A 24864-nucleotide genomic window follows, 5' to 3' on the forward strand; every position below is an offset into this window, starting at 1 on the left:
GCCATCGTCCAGTCGACCCGGCCGCAGACGATCGCCTACGCCCTCACCGATTCACCCGTCGGCCAGCTGGCGTGGATCGTCGAGAAGTTCAAGGAATGGACCGACCCGAACGCCGCCCTGCCCGAGGACGCTGTCGACCGCGACCTGATCCTCACCGACGTCTCGGTGTACTGGCTGACCGGCACCGCCGGATCCGCCGCCCGCATCTACTACGAAGACGCCCGCACCTGGGGCCAGGCCAAGCCCCGCTCCTCAGTGCCGACCGGGGTGGCGGTGTTCCCCAACGACATCACCATCCGGCCCCTCGCCGAGCGCGACCACAACGTGGTGCACTGGGCCGAATTCAACCGCGGCGGGCACTTCGCCGCCATGGAAGCACCCGACCTCCTCGTCGGCGACGTGCGCGAGTTCTTCCGTAAGCTCCGCTGACCGCACCCAGCCAGGCCGGCCGTCTCGTCGCCCGGACCGCCCGATCCGGGCGGCGAGACGGCACGTTCCGGGCTCATCCGAAGCCTGGGAACGCTCACCCGAACCACGACGCCCGGGAGAAGTACTCGATGACCAACTGTTCCGCTGTGCTGCCGCGGCTGTCCTGGCCAGATGTATGGGGCCGGCGGCTCGACCGGCACGGACTGTCCGCTCCGGTACGCGGCCGACCAGCCGACGCCGTGGCCGCCATGTGCGGCGCGCACGCTCAAGTGCTCTCCGCCGCCGAGGTGTCCATCGGGTTGCGCGTAGCCGGTGCCACCCGCAACGACATCCGCAACGCGCTGTGGGGCGAACGCAGCCTGGTCAAGACGTTCGGGCCGCGCGGCACCGTGCACCTGCTACCGACGCATGAGCTGCCGCTGTGGACCGGCGCGCTCGGCGCCCTGCCACCCTCCTCGAACAGCCTGCCCGCCGACGCGCGGCTGACCACAGACCAGACCGACGAGGTCGTCTCGGCGATCGCGCAAGCACTGGCCGACGCAGAACTGACCATCGACGAACTCACCGCAGCGGTGGCCGCCCGCACCGGCTCCTGGGCCGCCGACCCGGTCGTGCCCGGGTTCGGCGGCATGTGGCCGCGCTGGCGACAGGCGATACACCTTGCCGCACACCGCGGGGCACTCTGTTTCGGCCCGAACCGTGGACGAAAAGTGACCTACACCAGCCCGCAACGGTGGCTCCCAGGATTCCAGCCCGCCCCGCCACCCGACGCCCTCGCCGGCCTTGTCCGACGCTACCTGCACGCGTACGGGCCGGCCACACCGCAGCAGTTCGCGCAATGGCTGTCCACACCTCGCCGCTGGGCGACCCACTTGTTCGACTCCCTCGCCGACGAACTGCAACAGGTCGATGTCGCCGGCACGGTCGCCTGGGTCCTGGCCGGCGACACCGCGCCGGCACCCGTGCCACCGCACGGGGTACGGCTACTGCCATACTTCGACGCCTACACCGTCGGCTGCCACCCGCGCGAGCAGCTCTTCCCCGGACCCGCCGGGCAACGCGCGCTCTCCGGCGGCCAGGCCGGCAACTTCCCGGTACTGCTCATCGACGGCACCGTTGCCGGGATCTGGCACCTCCGCCGCTCCGGACGCAAGCTGGACATCACGGTCGAACCGCTTACCACGCTCACCGTCACCGAGCGCCGGGATCTCGCCGACCAGGTTGCACGTATCGGGGAGATCCTCGAGGGCAGACCACAGCTGACCATCGGCACGGTGACCGTCGGCGGCCACGCCTAACCACGCCAGCGCCAGTCGATCCTGGACGCCTGCGAGTGTCGGCAACGTCCGCACATGTCGCGATCCGGGCGCTAGCCCACATCCACCGATTACTCATCGTGAGTAGCGGACCTGGGTCGTCGGGCCGGCCGCCATCGCAGCGTCCCGAATGCTTCGCGCCCCCGACCTCTGCACATTTGGCGTACCCGACTCTGCACCGGAATCCGTACGCCGACAGGGCCATGACCCGAGGGTCGGCGAAGCGTAGCGCTGGGGCCCTCCTGCCATCCTCGGTGAGGGTGGGCTGTGCGACCCGTTCGATGACTGGGCTCGCAAGGACGCAGCTCCTGACCGTCGAAGCCGAGACCGCGGTCTACACGCTCAACCCTGCGGGGAGCGTCCTCGCCGCGACAGCAAAAATCCCCGCCCAACGGGACGGGGATCACGCAAAACACGAAAAATCATCACGCTTCGTGTGGAAATAACGTGTCCGAGGGGGGACTTGAACCCCCACGCCCTATACGGGCACTAGCACCTCAAGCTAGCGCGTCTGCCATTCCGCCACCCGGACCTGCTCGTCCAGCCTACCCTGTCGACCGCGGCGACTTACTCACCGGTTCGGTCGCCCTCGTGGGCCGCACGGGGCATTACTGTACACGGCCCAGATGGATCATGCACATCGCCGTTCCGGCTGCCCGTTTCCGCAGGTCAGGGCGACGAGACGGGATCGGCCCGTAAGACCTCATTCCAGATCGGCCGGGTCGGGTAGCGTCCGACGCCCGATTCCGGGCAGCATTGCTCACGTGTCACACCCCTCCCCTCTGACCGCCGCGCAACACCACGCCCTCGCCCTGCGGTCCGCCGGCGACCTGGCCACCGCCCGCCGCCTGCTCGACGACGCGATCGCCGCGGCCCGGCCGGCCTACGGGGAGGACCACCCCGACGTGCTGGCCACCAGCCACCTGCTCGCCCGCCTGCACCGGGAGGCCGGCGACCCGGCCGCCGCCCGGCGGGTGCTGGAGCAGGCGTACGCGGCCGGTGAGCGTCGCCGCGGCGAGGCCGACCCGCTGATGCTCGCGCTCAGCTTCGATCTGGCGGGGGTGGCGGAAGAGCTCGGAAACCGGCACGAGGCCCGTCGCAACTACATCCGGGTGGCCACCGCCGGGCCGGCGGTGCTCGGTCCGGACCACCCCGCGGTACGCACCGCGCGCCAGTACCTCGGCGGCTCCGCCGCCGCTGCCGTCCCGCAGCCGGACCCGGCCGCGCTGTCCGTGCCGACGATGTCGCTGCTGGCCATGCCGGCCCCGCACCAGCCCCCGGCCGTGCCGCCCGCGCCCGGGGTGCCGGCGGCTCCCCGCCCGGTGCCACCCGGTCCCGGAGCACCGGGGATGGCCTCGACCGTGCCGGGTACGGACAGGACGCCGCAGACCGGAACGGCCCGGCCGTCGCCCTGGGCCCCTCCCGCCCCCGGTCCGGAGGCGCCCCTGCCCCCGGCGCCGGTCGTCCCCGCACCGGCACCGGTCCATGCGGGTCCCACCGCCACCCCGCTGCCGCCGCCTCCGATCATCCCGGTGCCCACCTCGGCCGTGCCGGTCCCCGCGCCGTCCACCGCCGTCGGGCCGGCTTCCGCGCCACCGGCACCCCCGCCGGCGCCGGGTCCGATTCCGCCGGCCCCGCCAGTCGTCTCGGCGGCGAGCCCAGCGCCGCCGGTCGCGCGGCCGCCCGTACCGGGGCCGGTGCCACCGGTCGCGCCGTCGGCCGTCTCCGCTCCGCCAGTTGTCTCCACGCCGCCGGCCACCCTGCCGCCGGCACCGGTCATCCCGGCTCCGCCCGGCCCGGCCTCGGCGGCGTCCCGCGCAGCCGGTCCGGGATCCCCGCCCATGCCGCCGGCCGCCCGGCCGATCCCCCCGGCACCACAGGTCCCGGCGCCGCTCGCCGCCCCGCCGCGATCCGGCACGCTGCCCCCGCCCCCACCCGTTCCGGCACCGGCGGTGCCGCCCGGCGCCGGCGTCGCGCCAGGCTCCAGACCGCCATTCCCCGCGCCCACCTCGGCTTCCCCGGTCGTCCCGGCGCCGCACCCGCCCACGCCTACGTCGGCTCCCCCGGTGGGACCGACCGTCGCGGCGCCGCACCCGCCCACGCCCACCTCGGCTCCCCCCGTGAGCCCGGCCGTCCCGGCGCCGCACCCGCCGTCCACGCAATCGACTCCGCCGGTGAGCCCGACCCTGCCCGGGTCCGACCGGCCGGCGGCGGGCCAGGGCAACCCCATCGGGTCCGCCGAGTCGCACCCGTCCGGCACGCCCGCGCCCGGCTGGGCGACGCCGACCATCCAGGTGCAGCAGATCGGGCCGCTGCTCCGTGAGGAGGCGGAGCGGTCAGCCGCTGCGTCCCCGGCCGCCACCCCTGTCGGCGGGGCACCGGTCACCGCCCCGCCCGTCAGCGCTCCTCCGGTGAGCGGCCCACCGCCCACCGGATCCCCGGGCCACCCGCCGGTCAGCTCCGCACCGGTCAGCGGCCCCCCGGTAAGCGCAACCCCGGCCGCCAGCCCGGCCCACGCAAGCGGCGCGCCGATCAGCGCCGCAGCGCTGAGTGGTCTGCCGGCGAGCCCACCGCTCGTCAGCGGCGCGCCGATCAGCGCACCGCCACCCGTGAGCGGTCCGACGAGCGCGCCGCCACCCATGAGCGCCCCGCCCATCAGCGCGCCACGGGTCGATGGTCCGCCGGTCAGCGCGCCGCCCGTAACCGGTCCGCCCCCCGCCGCGCCGCAGCCGCCGGTGGGCCCGCCCGCGCCGGTGCCCCCGGTGAGCGGTCCGCCGGCGTACCCGATCAGTGGGCCCCCGGCGTACCCGGTGAGCGGGCCGCCTGTGCACCAGGGAGACGGGCCGCCGGTGAGTGGTCCGCCGGCTGTCGCGCCGGTCAGCGGGTCGCCGGTGCCGCCGTGGGGGCTGACCGCCCCGCCGTGGAGCAGCGCCGCCCCGCCGCAGCCGCTCGACCGGCCGGGCGACACCGCACCGCAGCCGCTGGACCGGCCCGGTGACGCCCCGCCGCAGCCGGCGACGGACGAGGTGGCGCAGGCAGACCCGGGGCCCGCGGACCAGGCCGGGCCGGAGACCGGCGAAAGCGCGCCGCGGTCGCTGCCGGTCTACGACGAGTTGCTCGAGTTCCCGGAGCCGAAGCACCCGCAACCGGCGCCGAACCCGCAGGCGTACCCGGAGCAGGGTGCCTGGCCGGTGCCGGCGCCGTTCCACCAGCCGCCGGCGTACCCGGTGGTGGAGGAGCCGGAGCCGCGCGGCCGGAACCGGACGGCGGTGGCCGTGGTGGTCGGCGCGGCGGTGGTCGCGGTGGTGGCCGTGCTCGGCGTGGGCGCGGTGCTGCTCAACCGCGACGCGGCGCCACCGCCACCCGTGTCCGGTCCGTCGCCGGGCAAGCCGAAGGTGAGCGGCCCGCCCCCGGGTGACCTGCGGTTGCAGGACGGCAGCACGACGATCACGGTCACCTGGACCGACCCGACGGACGGCGGGGTGCCGTTCGTGGTGGCCGGCGGTCGGGCCGGGCAGAAGCTGGGGGTGATGGCCACGGTCGACCCGGGGGAGACCCGCTACACGGTGAACGGGCTGAGCGCCAAGCTGGACTACTGCTTCACCGTCCTCGCGGTCTACTCGACGGACACGTACGCCACCTCGGGGCAGGTCTGCACCGACCGGCAGGGCGGTACGGGGACCCGCTGACCGGCTCAGTCCACGCACGACACGCTGGGTGTCCACAGGCGGACGGTCCGGGTACCACGGCCGCCGGGCGGCCCCTATGATGGCTCCCGGCTCTGGGGAGGGTCCACCCGTGCGTGGACGCCTCCCGCACCGAGACGGGGAGGCATCCGGGAGTGGCCACCATCGAGGACGTCACGAGCACCGGGGCGCAGGCGTCCCGACCCCGTACCCGGATGCGGGGCGGGCTGGTCACCATCGGCGTCGTGGTCGCGCTGCTGGCCGCGATGGGGTTGACCGTGCTCGGGCTGGGCGCGGCCGACAACGCGGTGGCCAACTACGACGCGGCTTCCTGGTTGTGGAGCACCACCCGCAGCGAGATGGCCCGGGTCAACGGGCTGACCGCGCGGGTGGACACCCGGACGGAGGTGCCGGGGGCCCGCCGCCACCAGATGCAGGTGGCCCAGACGGACCGGCTGCTGATCCTGCGTGACCTGAACACCGGCCAGGTCAGCTCGTTGGACCTGGCCACCCTGCAGATCACCGCGACCACCCCGACCACTCCCGGCCTCGGGGTGAGCGTGGCGCTGTACGAGGATTCCGCGTTCGTCGTCGACGCGGTGCAGGGCATCGTGCGGCAGCTCGACCCGCGGGCGCTGACCCCGGTGGGCGAGCCGGTCCGCTACCCGCCGGGCATCACCGGTGGGGCGTTCGACGGCGCGGGCCGGTTGTGGATCGCCGTCCCGGGCGAGGGCACGGTGTCGGCGGTCACCGCCGCCGAGCTGCCGGCCACGCCGGGCGCGGCGCCGCGGGCGGGTCTGAGCCCGAAGCGGGTCGAGACGTACGACGTCGCCGAGCCGAGCCACGAGCTGGTGGTGTCCACCCTGGACGACGGCGTCGCGGTGCTGGACCGCACCTCCGCGTCGCTGGTGACCGTGCGGGGCGGCCGGACGCAGCGGGCCAAGCTGACGATGACCGCCCCGGGCAGCCTGCCGCCGCGCACCAGCGGCCCGCAGGTGCCGGTCACGGTGGCCGGCACGCGGAAGGTGCACGTGGTCCGCGACGGTGGTGAGGTGCGGCAGTTCACCGTCCCGGGCGCGGGTGACCGGCTCACCCCGGCGGTGGCGTGGGCGGGGCGCTTCTACGTCGCCGACGAGAACACCGGCGCGGTCTACTCGTTCGACGCGAACGGGCAACTGGTGGACACCATCAAGGGCTCCGGGCGGCCCGGCCCGATGGAGTTGGAGGTCCGCGAGAACCACCTGTTCATCAACCCGCCGAACTCGTCGACCGCGCAGGTGGTGGACGACAAGAACCAGGTCCGCGACGTCAACAAGTACGCCAACGACGTGCTCGGCGGTGACCCGCCGCCGGCTCCCCCGCCGCCGCCCCCGCCGAAGAAGCCGAAGGTGGGCAAGCCGGGTGCGCCGCGGGCCGTCACGGCGGCCGCCGGTGACGCGTCGGCGCGGGTCAGCTGGCAGGCGGCGGCGGCGAACGGCGCCGAGATCACCAAGTACGTGGTGGAGGGCGCCGGCCAGCGCCACGAGGTGGGCGCGAACCAGCGCGCCCTGGAGATCACCGGGCTGATCAACGGCGAGACGTACACGTTCGAGGTGCACGCGGTCAACGCCAAGGGCGACGGACCGGCCCGCAAGAGCAACCCGGTCACCCCCACGGCGGAGGTGCCGGACCCGCCGGCCAGCGTCACCGCGGAGGCCCGGCCGGACGGCACGGTGCTGGTGAAGTGGCCCGCGGCCAACGGCCAGGGCAACACGGTCGCCAGGTACGCGGTCACCGCCACCTCCGCCGGCGCCACCGCCCCGGCCGGCGAGTCGCGCAAGACCGAGCTGGTGATCCCGGCCGGCCAGCTGGAGTACGGCACCCAGTACGCGTTCACGGTGGTCTCGGTGACTGACAAGGGCGCTGGTTCGAAGGCCTCGCCGGTGAGCAACACGGTGGTGCCGTTCGCGGCCCCGGCCGCGCCGACCGAGCTGCGCGCGGCCACGGTCGCCGATCAGCCGGGCACCGTCTCGGTGCAGTGGGCGCCTTCGGTCGACAACGGCCGCCCGGTCATGAAGTACCTGGTGGACGTGGGCGGGAAGACCAGCGAGGTGACCGACACCCAGACCGCGGTCGGTGGTCTCGGCAACGGCCAGAACGTCACGGTGAAGGTGAAGGCGGTCAACGAGGCCGGTCCCGGCGCGGAGGCCAGCACCACCGCCCGGACGATTGCCGTGCCGCGGGTCACCGCGACCGGCTCGTCGGCCGACGCCACCTCGGTGACGGTGTCGTTCACCGTGGACGCGGGCGGCGGCAAGGCCACCTGCTCGGCGACCACGGGCGGGCAGACCGCGAGCGGAAACTGCTCCAGCCTGCGGGTGACCGGCCTGACGCCGGGCACCGCGTACACGGTGACGGTGACCGCGACCAACGCGGCGGGCAAGGGCACCGCCACCCGGGACCAGGGCACCGACGCGCTGTACGGGATCGCGTCCTGCCGCAACGGTTCCTCCGGCGCCGAGGCGTCGTACTGCACGCGGGACGTGCCCGGGGAGCGGAACGGCAACGAGATCTTCAGGGTGACCCGCCAGGACAACGCCCAGCAGGCGGGCTGGGAGCCCAACGGCGCCCGGCTCAAGGCGTACTGCAAGAAGCAGGGCGACGAGGTCTACGCGTACATCTACAACAACGACAAGCGCAGCACCTGGTGGGTCCGGGTGGACCACAGCCGGGGCCGTGACTACATCCCGTGGGCCTGGCTGAACCTGGAGGGCGGCGACAACATCAACGTCCTGCCCACCTGCTGACCGCGTCACCTTCTCGAGGAGCACCCGCGCACGTGAACACCCAGGAACCGCTCACCCAGCCGGAGGTGCAGGGCTTCGCCGCCCTCGCCGCCCGGCTGGCGGAGAACGTCAACGCGGTCGTGCTGGGCAAGCCGCAGGTGGTCCGGCTGGCGCTGACCGCGCTGTTCGCCCAGGGGCACGTCCTGCTCGAGGACGTGCCCGGGGTCGGCAAGACCACCCTGGCCCGGGCGATCGCTGCGACGGTCAAGGGTCAGTGGCGGCGCATCCAGTTCACCCCGGACCTGCTCCCCTCGGACGTGTCCGGGGTGACCATCTTCAACCAGGCCACCCGGGGCTTCGAGTTCCACCCGGGTCCGGTCTTCGCCAACATCGTCATCGCCGACGAGATCAACCGGGCGTCGCCGAAGACCCAGTCGGCGCTGCTGGAGGTGATGGAGGAGCGGACGGTCACCGTGGACGGCGTACGGCACCCGGTGCCGCAGCCGTTCCTCGTGGTGGCCACCCAGAACCCGGTGGAGATGGACGGCACCTACCGGCTGCCCGAGGCGCAGCTCGACCGGTTCCTCGTGAAGCTCTCCGTCGGCTACCCCGACGAGGCGGTGGAGGTGGAGGTGCTGCGCGGCGCCACGGTCCGCTCCCCCGACTCGCTCAGCGCGATCACCGACACCGCCACCATCGGGGAGATGGTCCGGATGGCCCGGCGGGTGCACATCGCTGAGCCGCTCTACGCGTACGCGGTGCGGCTGGCCGCGGCCACCCGCAACCACCCGCAGGTCCGGGTCGGGGTGAGCCCCCGGGGCGTCATCGCACTCACCCGGGCGGCGTGTGCGTACGCGCTGATCGACGGGCGCGGCTGGATCATGCCGGAGGATCTGAAGACCCTGACCGAGCCGGTCTTCGCGCACCGGCTGCTGCTCACCCCGGACGCCCAGGTGCGCGGGGTGACCGCCGCCGAGGTGCTGCGCCAGGCGGTCGCCTCGGTGCCGGTGCCGCTGCCGTCGGGCCAACCCGCCCCGGTGCACGGCTGAGCCGTGGGGATCACCGCCCGCGGCGTCGGGCTGCTCGTCGCCGCCGTCGTGCTGCTCGGCGTCGGCTTCCGGTACGCGTACCCGGAGCTGACCGTGCTCGGCGCGGCGGCCGGCGTCGCCGTCGGGTACGCCGCGGTCACCGCCGCCTGGCGGCCGCGGCTGGCGGTCGACCGGGTCGCCGACCCGGACCGGGTGGCCCGGGGCGAGCCGGCCGCCATGACGCTGACGGTCCGCAACACCGGTCGGCTGCGGGCGGCGAACCTGGTTGCCGAGGACCGCTGCGGCGGCCGTCTCGTCCCGGTGCCGCTGCTGCGGCTGCGTCCCGGCCGGGACACCGAGGTCCGCTACGACGTGCCGACCCACCGCCGGGGCGTGGTGCCGGTGGGGCCGCTGCGGGTCACCCGCCGCGACCCGCTGGGCCTGGTCGCGTTGGCCCGCTCGTACGGGGGCATGGTGCCGGTCTGGGTGCACCCGCGGATCCATCCGCTGACGGCGGTGCCGACCGGGGCCGGCCGCAGCCTGGACGGGCGGACCGACAGCGTCCCGCACGGCTCGATCACCTTCGACTCGCTGCGGGAGTACGTGGTCGGCGACGAGTTGCGCCGGGTGCACTGGCGGACCAGCGCCCGGGTGGGCGAGTTGATGGTGCGGGAGAACGTGGACACCAGCCTGCCCCGGATCGTGGTGGTGTTGGACAACCGGGCGGCCGCCCATCCGGAGCGGGTGGACGGGGTCGCCGAGTCGTTCGAGTCGGGGTGCGAGGCGGCCGCGTCGGTGGTGGCCGCCGCGGTCCGGGAGGACCTCCCGGTGAGCCTGCTGCTGGTCGCGCCTGACGACGACTCGACCGGCGGCGGGGCGCTGGACCGGCTCGCCGCGGTGGAGCTGGCCGACCGGGGGGCCGACGCGCTGCGTACCGCGCTGAGCCGGCTGCGGCAGGAACGGCTCGGCGACACCGTCGTCTTCCTCACCGGGCCGGGTGCCCGCAGCGAGCTGGGGTACGTGGGCGCGCTGCGCGGGGCGTACCCGTCGGTGGTGGTGGGGGTGTTCGGCGCGGCCGGGCCGACGCCGGCCGGCGCGGCGGGCCTGGTGGTGGTCGACGCGGCCGACGGCGCGGAGTTCGCCGCCGAGTGGGACGGGATCCGCCGGTGGTGACGGTGTCCTCGGCCCAGGCCCGCGCGGACGGACCGGGCGTGCCGGTGGGAGATGACGCCGGGCCGGGCGGACGGTGGGCCCGGCTGCTGCGGGCGGTGCCGGTGCCGCTGGCGCTGATCACGATGATTGCCCTGGCCGGTGTGGTGCTGGGCCGGGTGTACGCGGGTCCGCTGCTGACCCGGCTGGTGGTCGGCGCGGCGGTCGGCTCGGTGCTGGTGAGTGTGGCCGCCCGGCGGCTGCCGTCGTGGCTGGTGGCGCCCGTGTCGGTGGCCGCCCTGGCCGGGTGGACGGCGCTGTCGTTGCGGCTGGCGGCCGGCCACGCCGGACTGCCGGGCAGCCTCGGCGAGGTGACCGTGGACGCCGCGCGCAACGCGATCCCCCGGCTGCTCACCGCGATGATCCCGGTGGAGCCGGCGCCGGACACCGTGCTGGTGCCGCTGGTCGCCGCCTGGCTGGCCGGGCTGACCGCCGCCGAGGTGGCGCTGCGGACCGGCCGGGTGCTGCTCGGCTACGTGCCACCGGTGCTGCTGTACGCGGGCGCGGTCTACGTGGTCGGGCCGAACGCGGACCCGGCGGTCGGGCCGACGGTGCTGTTCGCCGCGTTCGCCGCGGCCGGTCTGGCGATGCCGTCCGGGCAGCGCACCCCGGCCTCGGCCGATCCGGCGGCCGGCCTGGCCCCGGCGGTACGCGCGGCGGTGCGGCTGCGGCTGCTCGCCGCGAGCGCGGCCGGGGTGGCGGTGGTGGTCGCCCTGGCTGCCCTGCTCGCCCCGGTGGTGGCCGGCCAGGTGGACGACCGCCCGGTCGACCCGCGCCGGTACGTGGAACCGCCGCAGGTGGAGTCGCTGGACGAGAACCCGCTGATCCGGATCTCCGGTTGGGCGCTGAACCCGGACCAGCAGCTGGTGGACGTGCGCACCGAGCAGGGCGCTCCGGAGCAGGGTGCCCGGATCCGGCTCGCGGTGCTCAGCGACTACGACGGGGTGACCTGGCGGGTCGGCGCCAGTTACCGCAACGCCGGGCGGATCCTGCCCGCCACGCCCACCGCCCCGGACACCACCACCGACACGGTGCGCCAGGAGATCACCGTGGCCGACCTGACCGGGCGGCTGCTGCCCGCCGTACCCACCCCGCGTGAGGTGACCGGCGCCCGGGTGGCGTACGACCCGGCGACCGGGACGCTGATCCGGCCGGAAGGCCTGGTCCCGGGGCTGCGCTACACCGTCGCCTCGGTACGCGAGCGCCCGGACGCCAACCTGCTCGCCACGGCGAACGTACCGGCCGGCGACGCGGTGGCCCGGGTGTTGCGGGTGCCCGACGGGGTACCGGAGCAGCTGCGCCGGCTGGCCACCCAGCTCGCCGAGGAGAACGGCGCCCCGTACGCCCGGGCCGCGGCGATCGCGGACTTCCTGGCCGAGCACTACCGGGTGACCGCGGACGCGCCGAGCGGGCACGCGTACCCGAACCTGGCGTTCTTCCTGTTCGGGCCGCGTAACGGCGGCGGGCAGCGGGGCACCTCGGAGCAGTTCGCGGCGGCGTTCGCGGTGCTCGGCCGGCTGGCCGGCCTGCCCACCCGGGTGGTGGTGGGGTTCACGCCCAAGGGCGATGGACCGGTCCGTGCGGCGGACGCGCTCGCCTGGCCGGAGGTGCTTTTCGAGGGCGTCGGCTGGGTGCCGTTCGACCCGATGCCGCGGCCGGACGAGGAGCCGCGCCCGGTGGAGGAGGACTTCCGCCCGCCCCCGGACGACCCGCCCCCGTCGCAGGTGCCCGAGCCGACGGTGGAGCCGACCGCGACGCCTCCGGGCGAGGCCGCACCCGGTCCGGTCGCCGGCCGGCGTGGGCCGGGCCCGGCGGTGCTGGCCGGCGGCGGCACGGGCGCTCTGGTGCTGCTGATCGGGCTGGCGCTGCTGGTGCTGGCCACGCTGCGCCGGAACCTGACCCGGGCCCGGCTGGAACGGGGTGACCCCGGCCGGCGCATCGCCGGCGCATGGCGGGAGCTGACCGAAGCGCTGCGGCTGGCCGGTCACCCGGCCGGCGACGACCTGGCGGCGGCCGAGGTGGCCGCGCAGGCGCGCCGCGCCCTGGCCGAGGCCCGGGCCGCGCAGAGCGGGGCGAGCGAACCGGCCGAGCAGAGGCGGTCGGATGCCGGATTCCCCGCCGCAGGGCCGGTGGCGTCGGGTCCGGCGGGTAGCCACCGGAGTTCCAGCCCCGGCATCGTGCCGGCCGGGGCGCGGACCCGGCAGCCGGGCAGCGACCTGCCCGGTGGCGAGGTCGACGAGCTGGCCGGACTGCTCAACCAGGTGGCGTTCGCCCCGGGCACGGCGACGCCCGCCCAGGCGGACCGGGCGGCGACGCTGGCCACCGGCTACGTCTCGGCGCTGCGCGCGGCCCGCCCGTGGTGGCGGCGGCTGCTGTGGACGGTGCATCCGGGCCCGCTGCGCTGGCGCCGCTGACGCCTTGCCCGCCGGTCCTACCGTCAGGGCATGCCCGCACCGGGACACCTTCGAACGGGGCGCCCCGCCCGGTGACCGCTACTCGGGGGCGATCCTGGAGAACAGCGCCTACGGCGACGCCGCCGGCCACGGCGGGGGTTTCGACGGCGGGGGAAGCGGCGGGGGCGGCTCCGACTAACCTGCGGCGCGCAGCTTGCGGACCAGTTTGCGCAGGCCGGCCTGCCAGCCGTCCGGGTCCTCGGCCCGCCCGCGGGCGTACGTGGCGACCTCCGGGTGCGGGAGGATCAGGAACCGCTCCTCGGCCAGCCCGGCGATGGTGGCCTCGGCGACCTCGTCGGGGCTGAGCACCGCCCCGGAGGCGGCGATCACCCGGGCACCCAGGTGCCCGGCGGCCAGACCGTCGGCGAGCATCGGCGTGTCCACGCCCTGCGGGCAGAGCGCGCTGACCCGGATGCCGGCGTCGCGGTAGGTGACGGACAGCCACTCCGCGAAACCGACCGCCGCGTGCTTCGTCGCGGTGTACGGGGCGTCGCCGACCGCGGTCAGCACCCCCGCCGCCGAGCAGGTGAACAGCAGGTACCCCTGGCCGCGGCGGAGCATCGCGGGCAGCACCGCCCGGGCGGTGTGCACGTGGGCCATGACGTTGACCTGCCAGGCCCGCTCCCAGTCCGAGTCGGGTGCGTCCACTCCCCCGCCGGTGGCCACGCCGGCGTTGGCGCAGAACAGGTCGATCCGCCCGTACCGCTGCTCGATCTCGTCGACCAGCGCGTGGACCTGCGCCTCGTCGGTGACGTCCAGCCCGACGCCGTGCGCGACGGGTCCGATCCCCTCGGCGACGGTGCGGGCCGCGTCGGCGTCCAGGTCGGCGAGGACGACGACGGCGGCGCCCTCGGCGGCGAACCGGCGGCCGAGCGCCGCGCCGATGCCACCCGCGCCCCCGGTGATCACGGCCACCCGATCGGTCAGGTTCATCTCAGGTCACCTCCGTGCCGAGCCGGGGGATCAGCGCAGCCAGCGCCGCCGCGCCACCGGCAGCCAGCTCCGGGGTGGGCAGCAGCGCCAGCACCGGCACGGCCACCCCCTGTTCGGCGTACCGGCGGACCTGCGCGACGCAGTCCTCGGGTGAGCCGTGCAGCACCAGCGCGTCGACCACCTCGTCCGGCACGGCCGCGGCGGCGCCCCGCCGGTCGCCGGCCGCCCACGCCGCCCACATCGGACCGAGCAGCGGATCCCGGCCCAGCCAGCGGTGGAAGGCCGCGTACGCGGGGACGGTGAGGTAGCCGGCGATCAGGCGGCGGCCCAGCGCCCGGGCGTGCGTGGCGTCCTCGGTCGGGCAGACGAAGATCCGGGCGACGACCTCGAAGCCGGGCCGGCGCTCGCCCAACTCGGCGAGGGCGGTCGGCACGTCGTCGGCGGACAGCCAGTTGAGGATCACTCCGTCGGCCTCGGCGGCGGCGAGCCGCAGCATGCCAGGACGCAGCGCGGCCAGCAGCACCGGCGGCGGCACGGCCGGAGGGCGTTCCAGGGCGAACCGGCGGACGGTGAACGTGTCGTACGCCCCGTCGACCGTCTCCCCCCGCAGCGCGGCGCGCAGGAAGCGCAGCATGTCCCGGGTCCGCTGGTACGGCTCCTCGAACCGTCCGGCGTTCCAGTCACGGACGAGCACCGGCGAGGACGCGCCGATGCCGAGGGCGAACCGGCCGGGGGCGGCCTCGGCGAGCGCGGCGGCGCTCATCGCGAGCAGCCCGGGCCCCCGGGTGAAGACCGGGGTGATCGCCGTGCCGAGGCGCAGCCGGGGTTGCCACGCGGCGGCGAGCGCCAGCGGCGTGAACGCGTCGGTCCCGGCGACCTCCGACGACCAGAGGTCGGTGAAGCCGGCCCGGTCGAGGGCGGCGTAGACCGGGGCGTGGTCGGCGAGCGGGATGCCGCTCAGCGGAACCGTCATGCCCCATCTGATCGTCACTGGTCGATCGTGCCCGCTCGCCGTCCCCCTGAGCAAGATCCGGACCGGTCCCGCCCGCTCGAAGAGCACGATAGACGCCACCAGAACCGGAAAGAGTGCTACGACTGCCAGATGGGCTGGAGGCGGCCAAGCCGCCCTTCTGAACCATCGCCCCGCGGCCCTCGCGGGATCGTCCGAACCGGCTGCCGGCGTTACCATCCGCGCGTGACCTTCTCGATCGTGGCGCGCTCCGCCGACGGGCGCCTGCACGGCGTCGCCGTGGCCAGCAAGTTCCTCGCCGCCGGTGCGCTGGTCCCGGCCGCCGAGGCCGAGGTGGGCGCCGTGGCCACCCAGGCGCACGTCAACCTGGCCTACCGGTCGCAGGGGCTCGCGCTGCTGCGGACCGGCGTGGCCCCGGCGGACGTGGTGGCCGGCCTGGTCGCCGCCGACCCGGGCCGGGACGACCGGCAGCTCGGCGTCGTCGGGACGACCGGCAACGGGGCCACCTGGACCGGGCCGCGCTGCCACCCGTGGGCCGGCGGCCAGGCCGGGGACGGCTGGGCCGCGCAGGGCAACATCCTGGCCGGCCCGCAGGTCATCGACGCGATCCGCGACGCCTGGCTGGGCGGAACCGAGCTGCCCTTCCCCCGGCGGCTGCTGGCCGCGCTGCAGGCCGGTGACCGGGCGGGCGGTGACCGGCGCGGCCGGCAGAGCGCCGGCCTGCTGGTGGTGCAGCACCGTGGCGGCTACGCCGGCACCGGCGACGAGCTGGTCGACCTGCGGGTGGACGACCACCCCGACCCGGTCACCGAGCTGGGCCGCCTGCTCGACACGCACACCATGCTCTTCGGCAAGCCCGATCCGGCCACCCTGCGGGACCTCGCCGGCCCGCTCGCCGACGAGGTGGCCGCGCGGCTGGCCGCCGCCGGTCACCCGGTCGGCCCGGCCGGCCTGGACGACGCGCTCGCCTCCTGGGCCGGGGTGGAGAACCTCGAGGAGCGCCTCGTTCCCGGCCGGATCGATCCGATCGTCCTGGACCACCTGCGCCGCACCACCCCGGCCGCCCACTGACCCGCCGGCCAGCGGCGCCGGCCGCCAGGCGAGCGCTGCCGCCTGTCGGCGCCCGGCGCGGCGGCGCCGCCAGGCGGTCAGCCGCCGAAGGAGAGCCAGCGGAACCCGGACCGGTCGACCAGGGTCCGCTCCCGCTCGGTGAGCGGCGCCCGGCCGGTGGCCTTGCGGACCAGGGTCAGCGGGTCCCAGCCGAGCCCGTCCGGCGCCGGCCGGCCGTACGACAACTCCGGCTCGGCGCGTCTGGCGCCGCGCCGCGGCTCGGAGCCGTCGCCGGTCAGCAGGTCCGCCACCACCTGCGCCGCCGTCGGGGTCAGCCAGGGCCGCCGGTCCAGCGCGTCGGCCAGGTCCAGGCCGTGTACCCCGACCTCCACCACCCGGGTACGCAGGAACTCGGTGAGCGTCATCGCGTCGCCGTGCCGGGTGCGGACCAGCCGCCCCGGCGGCTGCGCGGCGACCGCCGCGTCGGCCGCCCGCCAGGCCCGCGCGAAGCCGTCCGCCACCTCGGGTACGCCGGCCAGCTGGCGCGCCTCCCGTCGGGCACTGTCGATCCGGGCGCCGTCCACCTCCGGGGTGAACTTGGCGGCCCCGAAGTAGCCCGCGGCGTCCACCTCCGCCCGCTCGGGTGCCGGGGCGGCGAGCATGGCAACGAGGCGTCCCGCGCCGGTCGACACGTGTGCCAGCAGGTCGCGGACCGGCCAGGGTGGGCAGGGCGTGGGCCGCTCCAGGTCCGCCTCGGTCAGGCCCCGCAGCACCTCCTCCAGCCGCCCGCACTCGTCCCGGAACGCCCCTCGTACGGTCTCCATGCGCCCTCCCCGTCGGCTGCCTGGCCTGCCGGGTCAGCCTGCCACCCGCCGTTTCGTCGCCCACCCGCCGGGTACGCGCGGCGGGACGACGAGGAGGAGGCGCGGAAAGATGGCCGGCATCATGCTGCGGAGCACCGCCTTCAACGACCACGACCTGCTACCGGGACGCTTCGCCCGCGAGGGTGGAAACGTCTCGCCGCCCCTGGAGTGGTCCCAGGTCCCCGACGCGGCCTGCGAGCTCGTGCTGTACGTCGAGGACCCGGACGCGGGGAAGACTCCTTTCCTGCACTGGCTGGTGACCGGGATCTCGCCCCGGTCCGACGGGGTCGCCGAGGGCGGCGTGCCGCTGGGCGGCCGGGAGTGGCCCAACGACTTCGGCAACACCGGGTGGGGCGGCCCGCACCCGCCGGCGCACGAGGACCCGCACCGGTACTTCTTCCGGCTCTACGCCCTCGAGCGGCCGCTGGAACTGCCGGAGACACCCCAGGTCACCGACGTGCAGCGGGCGCTGACCGACAAGGAGATCGCCAGCGGCACCATGGTCGGCACCTACTACCGCTGATCAACCCTTGTGGCGGGGCACCAGGCGGTGCACCAGCGCGAGGACCAGCGCGGCCACCACGGCGATCGTCCCGGCGATGCCGGCCGCGCTGCCCGCGTACCCGATGAAGAGGGGCCGGCGGGTGAGTTCGTCGGCGGGCGTGTCGGAGAGTCGGGCCAGCCAGAGCAGGGCCAGCGCGGACGCGACGAGCGCGAGCGCGCCGCCCAGGCCGAGCACGGCGGCGGCCTTCGGGTGTGCGTCGGCCGGGGAGATCTTCGCCCGTTCCCGCTGGAAGACGAGGAGCACCAGGCCGGCGACCGCCGCCCAGATCCCGACCAGGAGGTACGCGGCGACGGCGTCGCTGGGTCGGTGCCAGCCGGCGGAGAGGGTGGCCACTCCGGCGGCGGCGGCGTAGCCGGCGCCGAGGAACGCGCCCACCGCCCGCACCTTCGGCGGCAGCACCAGGATCAGCGCGACGGCCACCGAGGCGGCCACCGCGGTGTGGCCGCTGGGCAGACTGTTGCCGACGGCTGCCCGCGCCGGATCGATGCCGAAGTCGGGACGGGTCAGGCTGTGCTTGAGCAGTTGGGTGCTGACGTTGGCGCCGGCGATCAGCAGGGTGGCGGTGACGGCGAGGGCCTTGCGGCCGCGGATCAGCGCGATGAAGCCGATCACCGCGGTCGCGGCCAGCAGGGACACCACCGACATGGCGTTGAGGATCCGGTCCACCGGGCCGTCGATGCGGCTGCGGCCGATCTGGTTGCCGGTCAACGCGACCGTGTCGATCCACTGGCCCGACGTGGTGTGCACGGCGACGCGCCACACCACCAGGAACGCGGCGGCCTGTGCCAGGGCCAGTACGACCAACCAGACCGCCGTCCCGCCCCTCGCCGTCGTGCGCACTCGCACAACTTAACGGCCGGCCGCCTCCGGCGCTCGTTGGGCGGCGGTCGCGCCTCTGGTTATGTTGAGGATCGATCGGAGGGGGTGGCGAGTGACCAGCACACCGGAGCGGGAGCGGCCGACCCGGGAGCGCCCGGAGTCGCTGGCGGACCTGCTCGGTGGTCGGCGGGGAGCGCTCGACGCGACCCTGCCGCCGGTGGCGTTCGCGGTGGGCTGGCTGGCGGCCGGGCTGTGGGGTGGTGTGCTGGCGGCGCTGGTGGGCGGGGCGGCGGTGGCCGGCTGGCGGCTGCGGCGCGGGGACCGTCCGCGGTCGGTGTTGATCGGGCTGCTCGCCGTCTGCGTGGCCGCGCTGATCGCGCTGCGCACCGGGCGGGCCAGCGACTTCTTCCTGGTGCAGTTGGTGTCCAACGCGGCCAGCGCGCTGGCCTGGATGGTCAGCGTCGTGGTGCGTTGGCCGCTGCTCGGGGTGGTGGTGGGCGCGGCGCTCGGGCAGCGCGCCCGCTGGCGTCGCGATCCGGCGCTGCTGCGGGCGTACGGCCGGGCCAGCTGGGTGTGGGTGGCCACCTATCTGCTGCGGCTGGTGGTCTTCGTGCCGTTGTGGCTCGGCGGCCAGGTGGTCGTGCTGGTGGTGGCCCGGGTGGCGTTGACCTGGCCGCTGGTCGCGGCGGCGTTGGCGGTGAGCTGGCTGATGATCCGGCGTTCGCTGCCGTCCGGGCATCCGGGGCTGCGGCACCCGGTCATGCCGTCCGATGGGGACGGCGGGCGGGAGCAATAAGAGAGAGGCCGCCACGGGGGGAGCGGCCTCTCCGGTGATGTACGTTACTCCGTCCGGGGCCGTCGTGTGATCCCGTGACGGCTGGATTTTCTCGGGCGTTTTCGCGGCAAGTTCGTCTTTGGGCGTGGTGGTGGGCCGGTCCGTCGGCTGCGTGGGCCGGGCGGCCGGCCCACCCGGCCTGACCGTGGGGTGTCAGGCCGTCCGTCGGCCGGGCGATGTGGTTCCTCCCGGGCCCGGTCGGCCGCCGCCACGGGTGGGCCTGGCCACCCGTGGCGGCGCCGTCACCTCATCCCGCGGGGAAGTAGGTGCCGTAGTCGGCGTACGCCATGGCGACGTCCGCCTGGGCCCAGAACCGGTGGTAGTTGAACGTGGGCGCGGGTCCACCCTTGAGGTACGCGTCGACCTTCGGCCAGTCCGGGTCGTTCTGGTAGAACGAGCGGATGTCCAGGAAGCTCCTGCCCGCGGCGATGGCGTCGCCGTTGGGCATCTTGCCGGTCCAGCCCGGCGGGATGTAGAGGCCCTGGCCGTTGCCGGCGTTGTAGACGTCGTCGAAGCGGTTGTAGTCCTCCCGCGTCTCGGGGCGGGAGACGCCCTTGGCGTCGGCGGCGGCGGACAGCGCGTCGAGCAGACCCTTGGCGGTGTTCTTGGCGGCGGTGTTGCCGGACTTGGCCGCGTAGGCGATCAGGGTCCGGGCGTAGGCGGCGGCGACGCCGACGTCCTGGCCGCCCTTGGTCACCGTGACGTGCAGGTTGGTGTTTGGCAGCGGGTTGGTCGGGTTCCAGGTGTTGGGCTGGCCGGTCCACTGCAGGTCGGACGGGATCGACCAGTTGGCGCCCAGGGTGGTGTTGGCGATCGCCCAGGGGACCCATTTGTCCAGCAGCGCCTTGGCCTTGGTGTTGCCGGTCTGCAGGTACAGCTCGGCGATGCGCTGCATGGACCAGGCCTGCATGCCGAACCACTGGTTGGACGGCGGGTCTCGGTAGACCGGGGCGACGTCGTAAAACATGCCGTAGAAGGTGGGCGTGCCGGCCGGCGGCTGGGAGTAGCTGCCGTCCCAGCTGTTGGTGGCGCCGCCGGCAATGCCGCCTTCGGCCGACTGGAGCCAGGTGTAGAACTCCAGCTGCCGGTCGAAGCTCTTCTGCCAGTCGGCGACCGCGGTCGGCGACTGGGGCTTGAGCTCCGGCACGTTGGTCAGGGCCCAGGCGGCGAGCGGGTTCTGGTAGCCGAAGTGGTTGTGGCTGGAGCCGATGCGCCAGGACCAGTTCTGGCTGGGGTCGTACGCGCCGCCCCAGGCGTAGTACCAGGAGAGCAGGTAGTGCGCCGAGTCGCGGCCGGTGCCGGCGGGGCAGGTGGTCGGGCCGACGCAGTTGCCGATCTTCTTGAAGTACTTGTCGAACAGGGAGTACCGCAGGTAGTCGCCCATCTTGGCGGCCTTGGCCACGGTCGCTGCGACGTCGGCCTGCTTGCCCTGCGCCTTGGCCCAGGTCAGCGCCCAGTAGGCGGCCTGTACGGCGCGGGCGTCGGCGTCCGGGGCGTTGGTGTACTTCCACTGCTTGGCCGGGGCGTTGGCTTCCTTGATGAACAGGTCGAGGTAGCCGTTCGGGCCGCCGTGCTTGAACGTGTCGCAGGTCGGCTGCGGCACGGTCTCCCACACCGACTCCTGCGGGCCGCGCTGGAAGGTGTTGAGGTACGCCGGGCGGGTGGTGCCGTCGCCGCAGCGGCCGTAGCCGTAGGTGTTGTCGACGTCGAGCAGCCAGTGCATGCCGTAGATGTCGCCGGTGCCGTAGGTGGACTGCAGCTCGGAGCGGAGCGGGTCCTGGCCGACCGGCACGTTCGGCTGCAGCTGCGACGGGTACTGGCTGGGTTGGTTGTACTCGGCCGCGTACTGGGGGGTGCCCGGGGCGCCGGCCGTCGGCTGATCTGAATGATTCGGAATTATGTATTTTTCCATCACGGTCCAGGCGCTGTTGAACGGCGCCCAGTTCTGGGTGACCCGGCCGTACTGCGCCTCGAGCCAGAGCCAGAAGCCGAACGCCTCCGAGGTGGTCTCGTGGCCGTGGTCGGGTGCCTCGACGATCAGCGTCTCGATCGAGTGGTACGGCACGCCCTCCGGGCTGAAGTAGCCCGAGTTCTTGATCTTTCCGTACTGGTCGAGGAACTTCTTGATGTAGGCGTTGTCCCCGCCCGGCACGTCGTTGTCGACCTCGGTGACGGTGATCGTCACGGGGGTGTGGCCGGTGGCCGAGGCGGTGATGGTCGCGGTGCCGCTGACGGTGTCGGCGTCCTCCGCCGCCGCGACCGTGACGGTGGCGCCGGTGTTCCAGTTGGCCGGCGTCAGCGTCACCGTGGTCGGCGAGACGGTGATGTCGGGGTCACCGCTGCGGGTCAGCGTCACCGGCACGTTGCCGCTCGGTGCGGTGCTCAGCTTCAGGTTGACCGTGGCGGTGTCGCCCTCGTTCACGCTCAGCGTGGCCGGGGTGGCCACCAGGGCCGGCCCCGTGGCGGGGTTGACCGTGAAGGACTTCTCCGCCACCGCGCTGGCGCCGAGGTTGTCGTACGCCTTGGCCTGCACCGTGTAGCTACCGGCCGGCAGGCTGTCCAGCGTGTACGCGTACGGAGCGGTGGTGTCGGTGTTGACCAGCAGGCCGTTGCGGTAGAACTCGACCTTGCTGATCGTCCCGTCCGGGGCGCTGGCGGTGGCGGTCAGGGGCACGGTCGCCGGCGCCGTGAAGGACCCGGCCGGCACGTCGAGCGAGACCGCGGGTGGCTGGTTGGCGGGGGTGCCGTTGCAGGCCACGCCGTTGAGGGTGAACCCGGTGGGCTTCGGGTTGGCGCCGGAGTAGGAGCCGTTGAAGCCGATGTTGGCGGTGGCGCCGGTGCCGAGGCTGCCGTTCCACGTCTCGTTGGTCGCGGTGACCTCGCTGCCGGTCTGGCTCCACCGGGCCGACCAGCCCTGGGTCACCCGCTGGGTGCTGTTCGGGAAGGTGAACTTGAGCGTCCAGCCGTTGATCGGGTCGCCCAGGTTCTTGACGTCGAGGTTGGCGGTGAAGCCGCCGCCCCAGTCGTTCACGGTGTAGACGACGTCGCAGGCGGGGGCGGCCTGGGCGGCGCCGGCCGGTAGGGCCACCCCGCCGATGGCGAGGGCGGTGGCGGCGAACATCGCCGTGCGGCGACGTCTGGCCATGAGTCTCATGTGCGCGGTGTCTCCTCGGACCAGGCCGGAACCGTACGGCTCCGGCGAGGCGCCTCCACGCGACGGACGTGCGCGGGGGACGGAGGCGCCCGGGAAGGTGGTCGACCCGGCTGTGCCGGGGATCGGGGCGCCGCGCCGGGCGTACCCCGGCTGCCCTCGGCGGCCCACACTCGCGCGAGCTGGCTCCACGTCGCGACTGAGAGTCTGCCATGGAAGCGCTCCCACCACAATGCCGACGAGAGTTGCCCAGCTCGATGTTTCGATCTCGTTCAGGGGCTTTCACAAACCCGTGACGGGCGTTACAGTCGCAAGCATCGTCGATGGGAGCGCTTCCATCGACGGAGCTCCAAGTGCCAGATCGCCGGGACCGTTCCTGCCCGGCGCCTCGACCCAGGAGGCTGACGACGGGCCAGCCCGGACGCCGCCGTCAGCCGTCACCCGCCGACACATCGGAGGGAGGTGGAACCAGAGCCACTCGCGTGGCCCGGCTCCCGCGCGACACGCACGACCGGACGCCAATTCCACTCGCGCGTGTGTGCATCACAGGTGGGGACGGGGGTTGCCCTCCCCCGTCCCCACACTAAACCTCCGTTGTCGACGGGAAAAGAGGCCGACGGGACAGGCGCGAGGCGCTGCCCGGCCGGCCTCCTTCGCTATCCCCCCACCCTCGCCGCTCGCCGCCCCCGAGCGACACCCCGCCCACCGAACTCCCGGCCGCCCGACCGGGGCGCCACCCGCGCGGTCCGCCCTCGGCATGCGGCCGGTCGCGCCTGGCCTATGCTGGGAGCGCTCCCGGCCCGTAGGGCGGCCAGTCATCCCGAGGAGAAACGCCCATGTCGCTACTCACCCGGCGGCGCCTGCTCCGGCGCGCCGCCCTCTCCGCGACCGCCACCGGCGCGGTCCGCACCGGGCTGGCCGGCGCCGCCGCGGCCGGGACCGTCGCATCCGCCGCCGTCGCCGGCTGCGACGACACACCCGACCCCGCCCTGGAGGGGGACGCCTCGTCCGGGGCGCTGCGCTTCCCGCCCGACTTCGGCTGGGGCGCGGCCACCTCGGCCTACCAGATCGAGGGGGCGGCCAAGGAGGACGGCCGGGGTGAGTCGGTCTGGGACACCTTCAGCCGCACTCCGGGACAGACCCGCAACGGCGACACCGGTGATGTCGCGGCCGACCACTACCACCGCTACGCCGAGGACCTGGACCTCATGCGCGACCTCGGGCTGCGCAGCTACCGGTTCTCCATCTCCTGGTCACGCATCCAGGCCGACGGTTCCGGCCGACCCAACCAGCGCGGCCTCGACTTCTACCGGCGGCTGGTGGACGGGCTGCACGAGCGCGGCATCGCCCCGATGGCCACCCTGTTCCACTGGGACCTGCCGCAGGCCCTGCAGGACGCCGGCGGCTGGGAGAACCGGGACACCGCCGAACGCTTCGGCGCGTACGCGGACATCGTCTTCCGCGCCCTCGGCGACCGGGTACCGGCCTGGCTGACGATCAACGAGCCGAAGACCGTGGTGCAGAACGGCTACCTGTCGGGGCACCACGCGCCCGGCCGGCAGGACCCGGCGGCCGCCTATCTGGTCGCCCACCACCTCCAGCTCGCCCACGGCCTCGCCGTACGCGCGCTGCGCGCCGCCGGCGTCGAGGGGCGGATCGGCCCGGCGCTCAACCTGCACCCCTGCTACCCGGCCGACGACACCGCCGAGGCGGCGGCCGCGACCCGGCTCTACGACGGCTACGAGAACCGGCTCTACCTGGACTCGGTGTTCACGGGCGCCTACCCCCAAGACGTGCTGGCCGACCTCCGTGCGGACAGCCGGATGGTGCGCGGGATTCGCGACGGCGACCTCGCGGTGATCGCCAGCCCGGTGGACCTGCTCGCCGTGCAGTACTACACGCCCATCTACGTCACCGGCCAGGGCACGACGGTGCGGAAGTGGCCGACCTCCGAGGCGGAGTGGCAGCAGATCTATCCGGAGGGGATGTACGACATCCTCACCCGGGTCACCCGCGACTACGGCCCGATCCCGCTCACCATCACGGAGAACGGGCTGCCCTGCCCGGACACGCTCGCCCCGGACGGCACGGTCGACGACACCGCCCGGATCGACTTCCTCCGCGACCACTTCGCCGCCGCCCACCGGGCCATCCGCGACGGCGTGCCGCTGGAGAGCTACCACGTCTGGTCGCTGCTGGACAACTTCGAGTGGGCCGAGGGATACGACCAGCGCTGGGGACTGGTCTACGTGGACTACCCGACGCAGCGCCGGGTGCTCAAGCGCAGCGCCCACTGGTACCGCACGGTGATCCGCAACAACGGCCTGTAGCCGGTTCGCGGCCCGGCCGGACGCTCCGCCGGCCGGGCCCGCCCCGCTCAGCGGGGCAGTGCCTGCTGCAGCTCCGCCCGCAGCGCCGGGGTGAGCATCTCACCGGCCTGCTTGGCCAGCCGCGCCATCTCGTAGCCGACCACACCGATGTCGGCGTCCGCGCCGGCCAGGGTGGCCAGGATGGAGCCGTCCCGGATCTGCATGACCAGGAAGTAGCCCCGTCCCATCTCGACCACGGTCTGCTTGACGACGTCCCCGTCGAACATCTGCGCCGCGCCGGCGGTGATGCTCATCAGCCCCGAGGTGACCGCGGCGAGCTTGTCCGCGTGGTCGCGGGGCAGGTGGGCGGAGATCGCCACCAGCAGCCCGTCGGAGGACACCACCACGGCGTGCGCCACCCCCGGGACCCGCTCGGCGAACGCGTTCACCAACCAGCTCAGGTCACGTGCCTCCTGGCTCAAC

Annotated in this window: 17 protein-coding genes and 1 tRNA gene; 11 read left to right on the forward strand and 7 right to left on the reverse strand. The window is 74.4% G+C overall.

Going from position 1 to position 24864, the window contains the following annotated elements; genetic code table 11:
• Both ACFYM6_RS21895 and ACFYM6_RS21900 read left to right on the forward strand, forming a co-directional pair.
• Positions 1–429: alpha/beta fold hydrolase (locus ACFYM6_RS21895; protein ID WP_387278139.1), on the forward strand; the 429-nt coding region annotated here is incomplete at its 5' end.
• A 128-nt stretch (positions 430–557) separates the two neighbouring features.
• Entirely contained in the window at positions 558–1727 is a 1170-nt protein-coding gene (locus ACFYM6_RS21900) for a winged helix DNA-binding domain-containing protein (RefSeq protein ID WP_387278141.1), read from the forward strand.
• A 466-nt stretch (positions 1728–2193) separates the two neighbouring features.
• Here ACFYM6_RS21900 and ACFYM6_RS21905 read toward each other — a convergent pair.
• A tRNA-Leu gene (locus tag ACFYM6_RS21905) sits at positions 2194–2277 on the reverse strand.
• 232 nt (positions 2278–2509) lie between these two features.
• On the opposite strand from ACFYM6_RS21905, the gene ACFYM6_RS21910 reads away from it, so the two are divergent.
• The 5 genes from ACFYM6_RS21910 to ACFYM6_RS21930 all read left to right on the forward strand — a co-directional run bounded on the left by ACFYM6_RS21910 (position 2510) and on the right by ACFYM6_RS21930 (position 12847).
• Positions 2510–5434 (forward strand): tetratricopeptide repeat protein, encoded by a 2925-nt coding sequence (locus ACFYM6_RS21910; RefSeq protein ID WP_387278143.1) that lies wholly within the window; start codon positions 2510–2512, stop codon positions 5432–5434.
• A 152-nt stretch (positions 5435–5586) separates the two neighbouring features.
• On the forward strand, positions 5587–8217 hold the full coding sequence (locus tag ACFYM6_RS21915; protein WP_387278145.1) for a fibronectin type III domain-containing protein: 2631 nt from the start codon (positions 5587–5589) through the stop codon (positions 8215–8217).
• Between the two features lie 32 nt (positions 8218–8249).
• Positions 8250–9245, forward strand: coding sequence for a MoxR family ATPase (locus tag ACFYM6_RS21920; RefSeq protein ID WP_357447144.1), 996 nt, complete (start codon positions 8250–8252; stop codon positions 9243–9245).
• 3 nt (positions 9246–9248) lie between these two features.
• Positions 9249–10397 carry a DUF58 domain-containing protein gene (locus tag ACFYM6_RS21925; protein ID WP_387278148.1) on the forward strand — a complete coding sequence of 383 codons (1149 nt, stop codon included), beginning with the start codon at positions 9249–9251 and terminating at the stop codon, positions 10395–10397.
• On the forward strand, positions 10373–12847 hold the full coding sequence (locus ACFYM6_RS21930) for a transglutaminaseTgpA domain-containing protein (protein WP_387278150.1): 2475 nt from the start codon (positions 10373–10375) through the stop codon (positions 12845–12847). The genes ACFYM6_RS21925 and ACFYM6_RS21930 overlap by 25 nt, the downstream gene beginning before the upstream one ends.
• A gap of 174 nt (positions 12848–13021) precedes the next feature.
• On the opposite strand, the gene ACFYM6_RS21935 is transcribed toward ACFYM6_RS21930, so the two are convergent.
• Entirely contained in the window at positions 13022–13819 is a 798-nt protein-coding gene (locus ACFYM6_RS21935; RefSeq protein WP_387278152.1) for an SDR family oxidoreductase, read from the reverse strand.
• Between the two features lies 1 nt (position 13820).
• Positions 13821–14792: an LLM class F420-dependent oxidoreductase gene (locus ACFYM6_RS21940; RefSeq protein ID WP_387278405.1), complete on the reverse strand. Its 972-nt coding sequence runs from the start codon at positions 14790–14792 to the stop codon at positions 13821–13823.
• 222 nt (positions 14793–15014) lie between these two features.
• On the opposite strand from ACFYM6_RS21940, the gene ACFYM6_RS21945 reads away from it, so the two are divergent.
• On the forward strand, positions 15015–15860 hold the full coding sequence (locus ACFYM6_RS21945; protein ID WP_387278154.1) for a DUF1028 domain-containing protein: 846 nt from the start codon (positions 15015–15017) through the stop codon (positions 15858–15860).
• 77 nt (positions 15861–15937) lie between these two features.
• Here the strand turns inward: ACFYM6_RS21945 and ACFYM6_RS21950 are convergent, their stop codons facing one another.
• A complete protein-coding gene (locus ACFYM6_RS21950) occupies positions 15938–16663 on the reverse strand; it encodes a maleylpyruvate isomerase family mycothiol-dependent enzyme (RefSeq protein WP_387278155.1) in 726 nt (241 codons plus the stop codon).
• Between the two features lie 109 nt (positions 16664–16772).
• Here ACFYM6_RS21950 and ACFYM6_RS21955 point away from each other — a divergent pair, with 109 nt between their 5' ends.
• On the forward strand, positions 16773–17225 hold the full coding sequence (locus tag ACFYM6_RS21955; protein WP_387278157.1) for a YbhB/YbcL family Raf kinase inhibitor-like protein: 453 nt from the start codon (positions 16773–16775) through the stop codon (positions 17223–17225).
• Here ACFYM6_RS21955 and ACFYM6_RS21960 read toward each other — a convergent pair whose 3' ends face one another.
• Positions 17226–18113 carry a phosphatase PAP2 family protein gene (locus tag ACFYM6_RS21960; protein ID WP_387278159.1) on the reverse strand — a complete coding sequence of 296 codons (888 nt, stop codon included), beginning with the start codon at positions 18111–18113 and terminating at the stop codon, positions 17226–17228.
• 85 nt (positions 18114–18198) lie between these two features.
• On the opposite strand from ACFYM6_RS21960, the gene ACFYM6_RS21965 reads away from it, so the two are divergent.
• Entirely contained in the window at positions 18199–18882 is a 684-nt protein-coding gene (locus ACFYM6_RS21965; RefSeq protein ID WP_387278161.1) for a DUF3159 domain-containing protein, read from the forward strand.
• Positions 18883–19168: 286 nt separating this feature from the next.
• Here ACFYM6_RS21965 and ACFYM6_RS21970 read toward each other — a convergent pair whose 3' ends face one another.
• Complete coding sequence (locus ACFYM6_RS21970) at positions 19169–22066, reverse strand: glycoside hydrolase family 48 protein (protein ID WP_387278407.1); 2898 nt, start codon at positions 22064–22066, stop codon at positions 19169–19171.
• Positions 22067–22908: 842 nt separating this feature from the next.
• Here ACFYM6_RS21970 and ACFYM6_RS21975 point away from each other — a divergent pair.
• On the forward strand, positions 22909–24402 hold the full coding sequence (locus tag ACFYM6_RS21975) for a GH1 family beta-glucosidase (protein WP_387278163.1): 1494 nt from the start codon (positions 22909–22911) through the stop codon (positions 24400–24402).
• Between the two features lie 47 nt (positions 24403–24449).
• Here ACFYM6_RS21975 and ACFYM6_RS21980 read toward each other — a convergent pair whose 3' ends face one another.
• Positions 24450–24863, reverse strand: coding sequence for a roadblock/LC7 domain-containing protein (locus ACFYM6_RS21980; protein ID WP_196806755.1), 414 nt, complete (start codon positions 24861–24863; stop codon positions 24450–24452).
• Position 24864 lies beyond the last annotated feature (1 nt).

This window comes from Micromonospora sp. NPDC006431 (assembly GCF_042870725.1).
Classification (GTDB): Bacteria; Actinomycetota; Actinomycetes; order Mycobacteriales; family Micromonosporaceae; genus Micromonospora.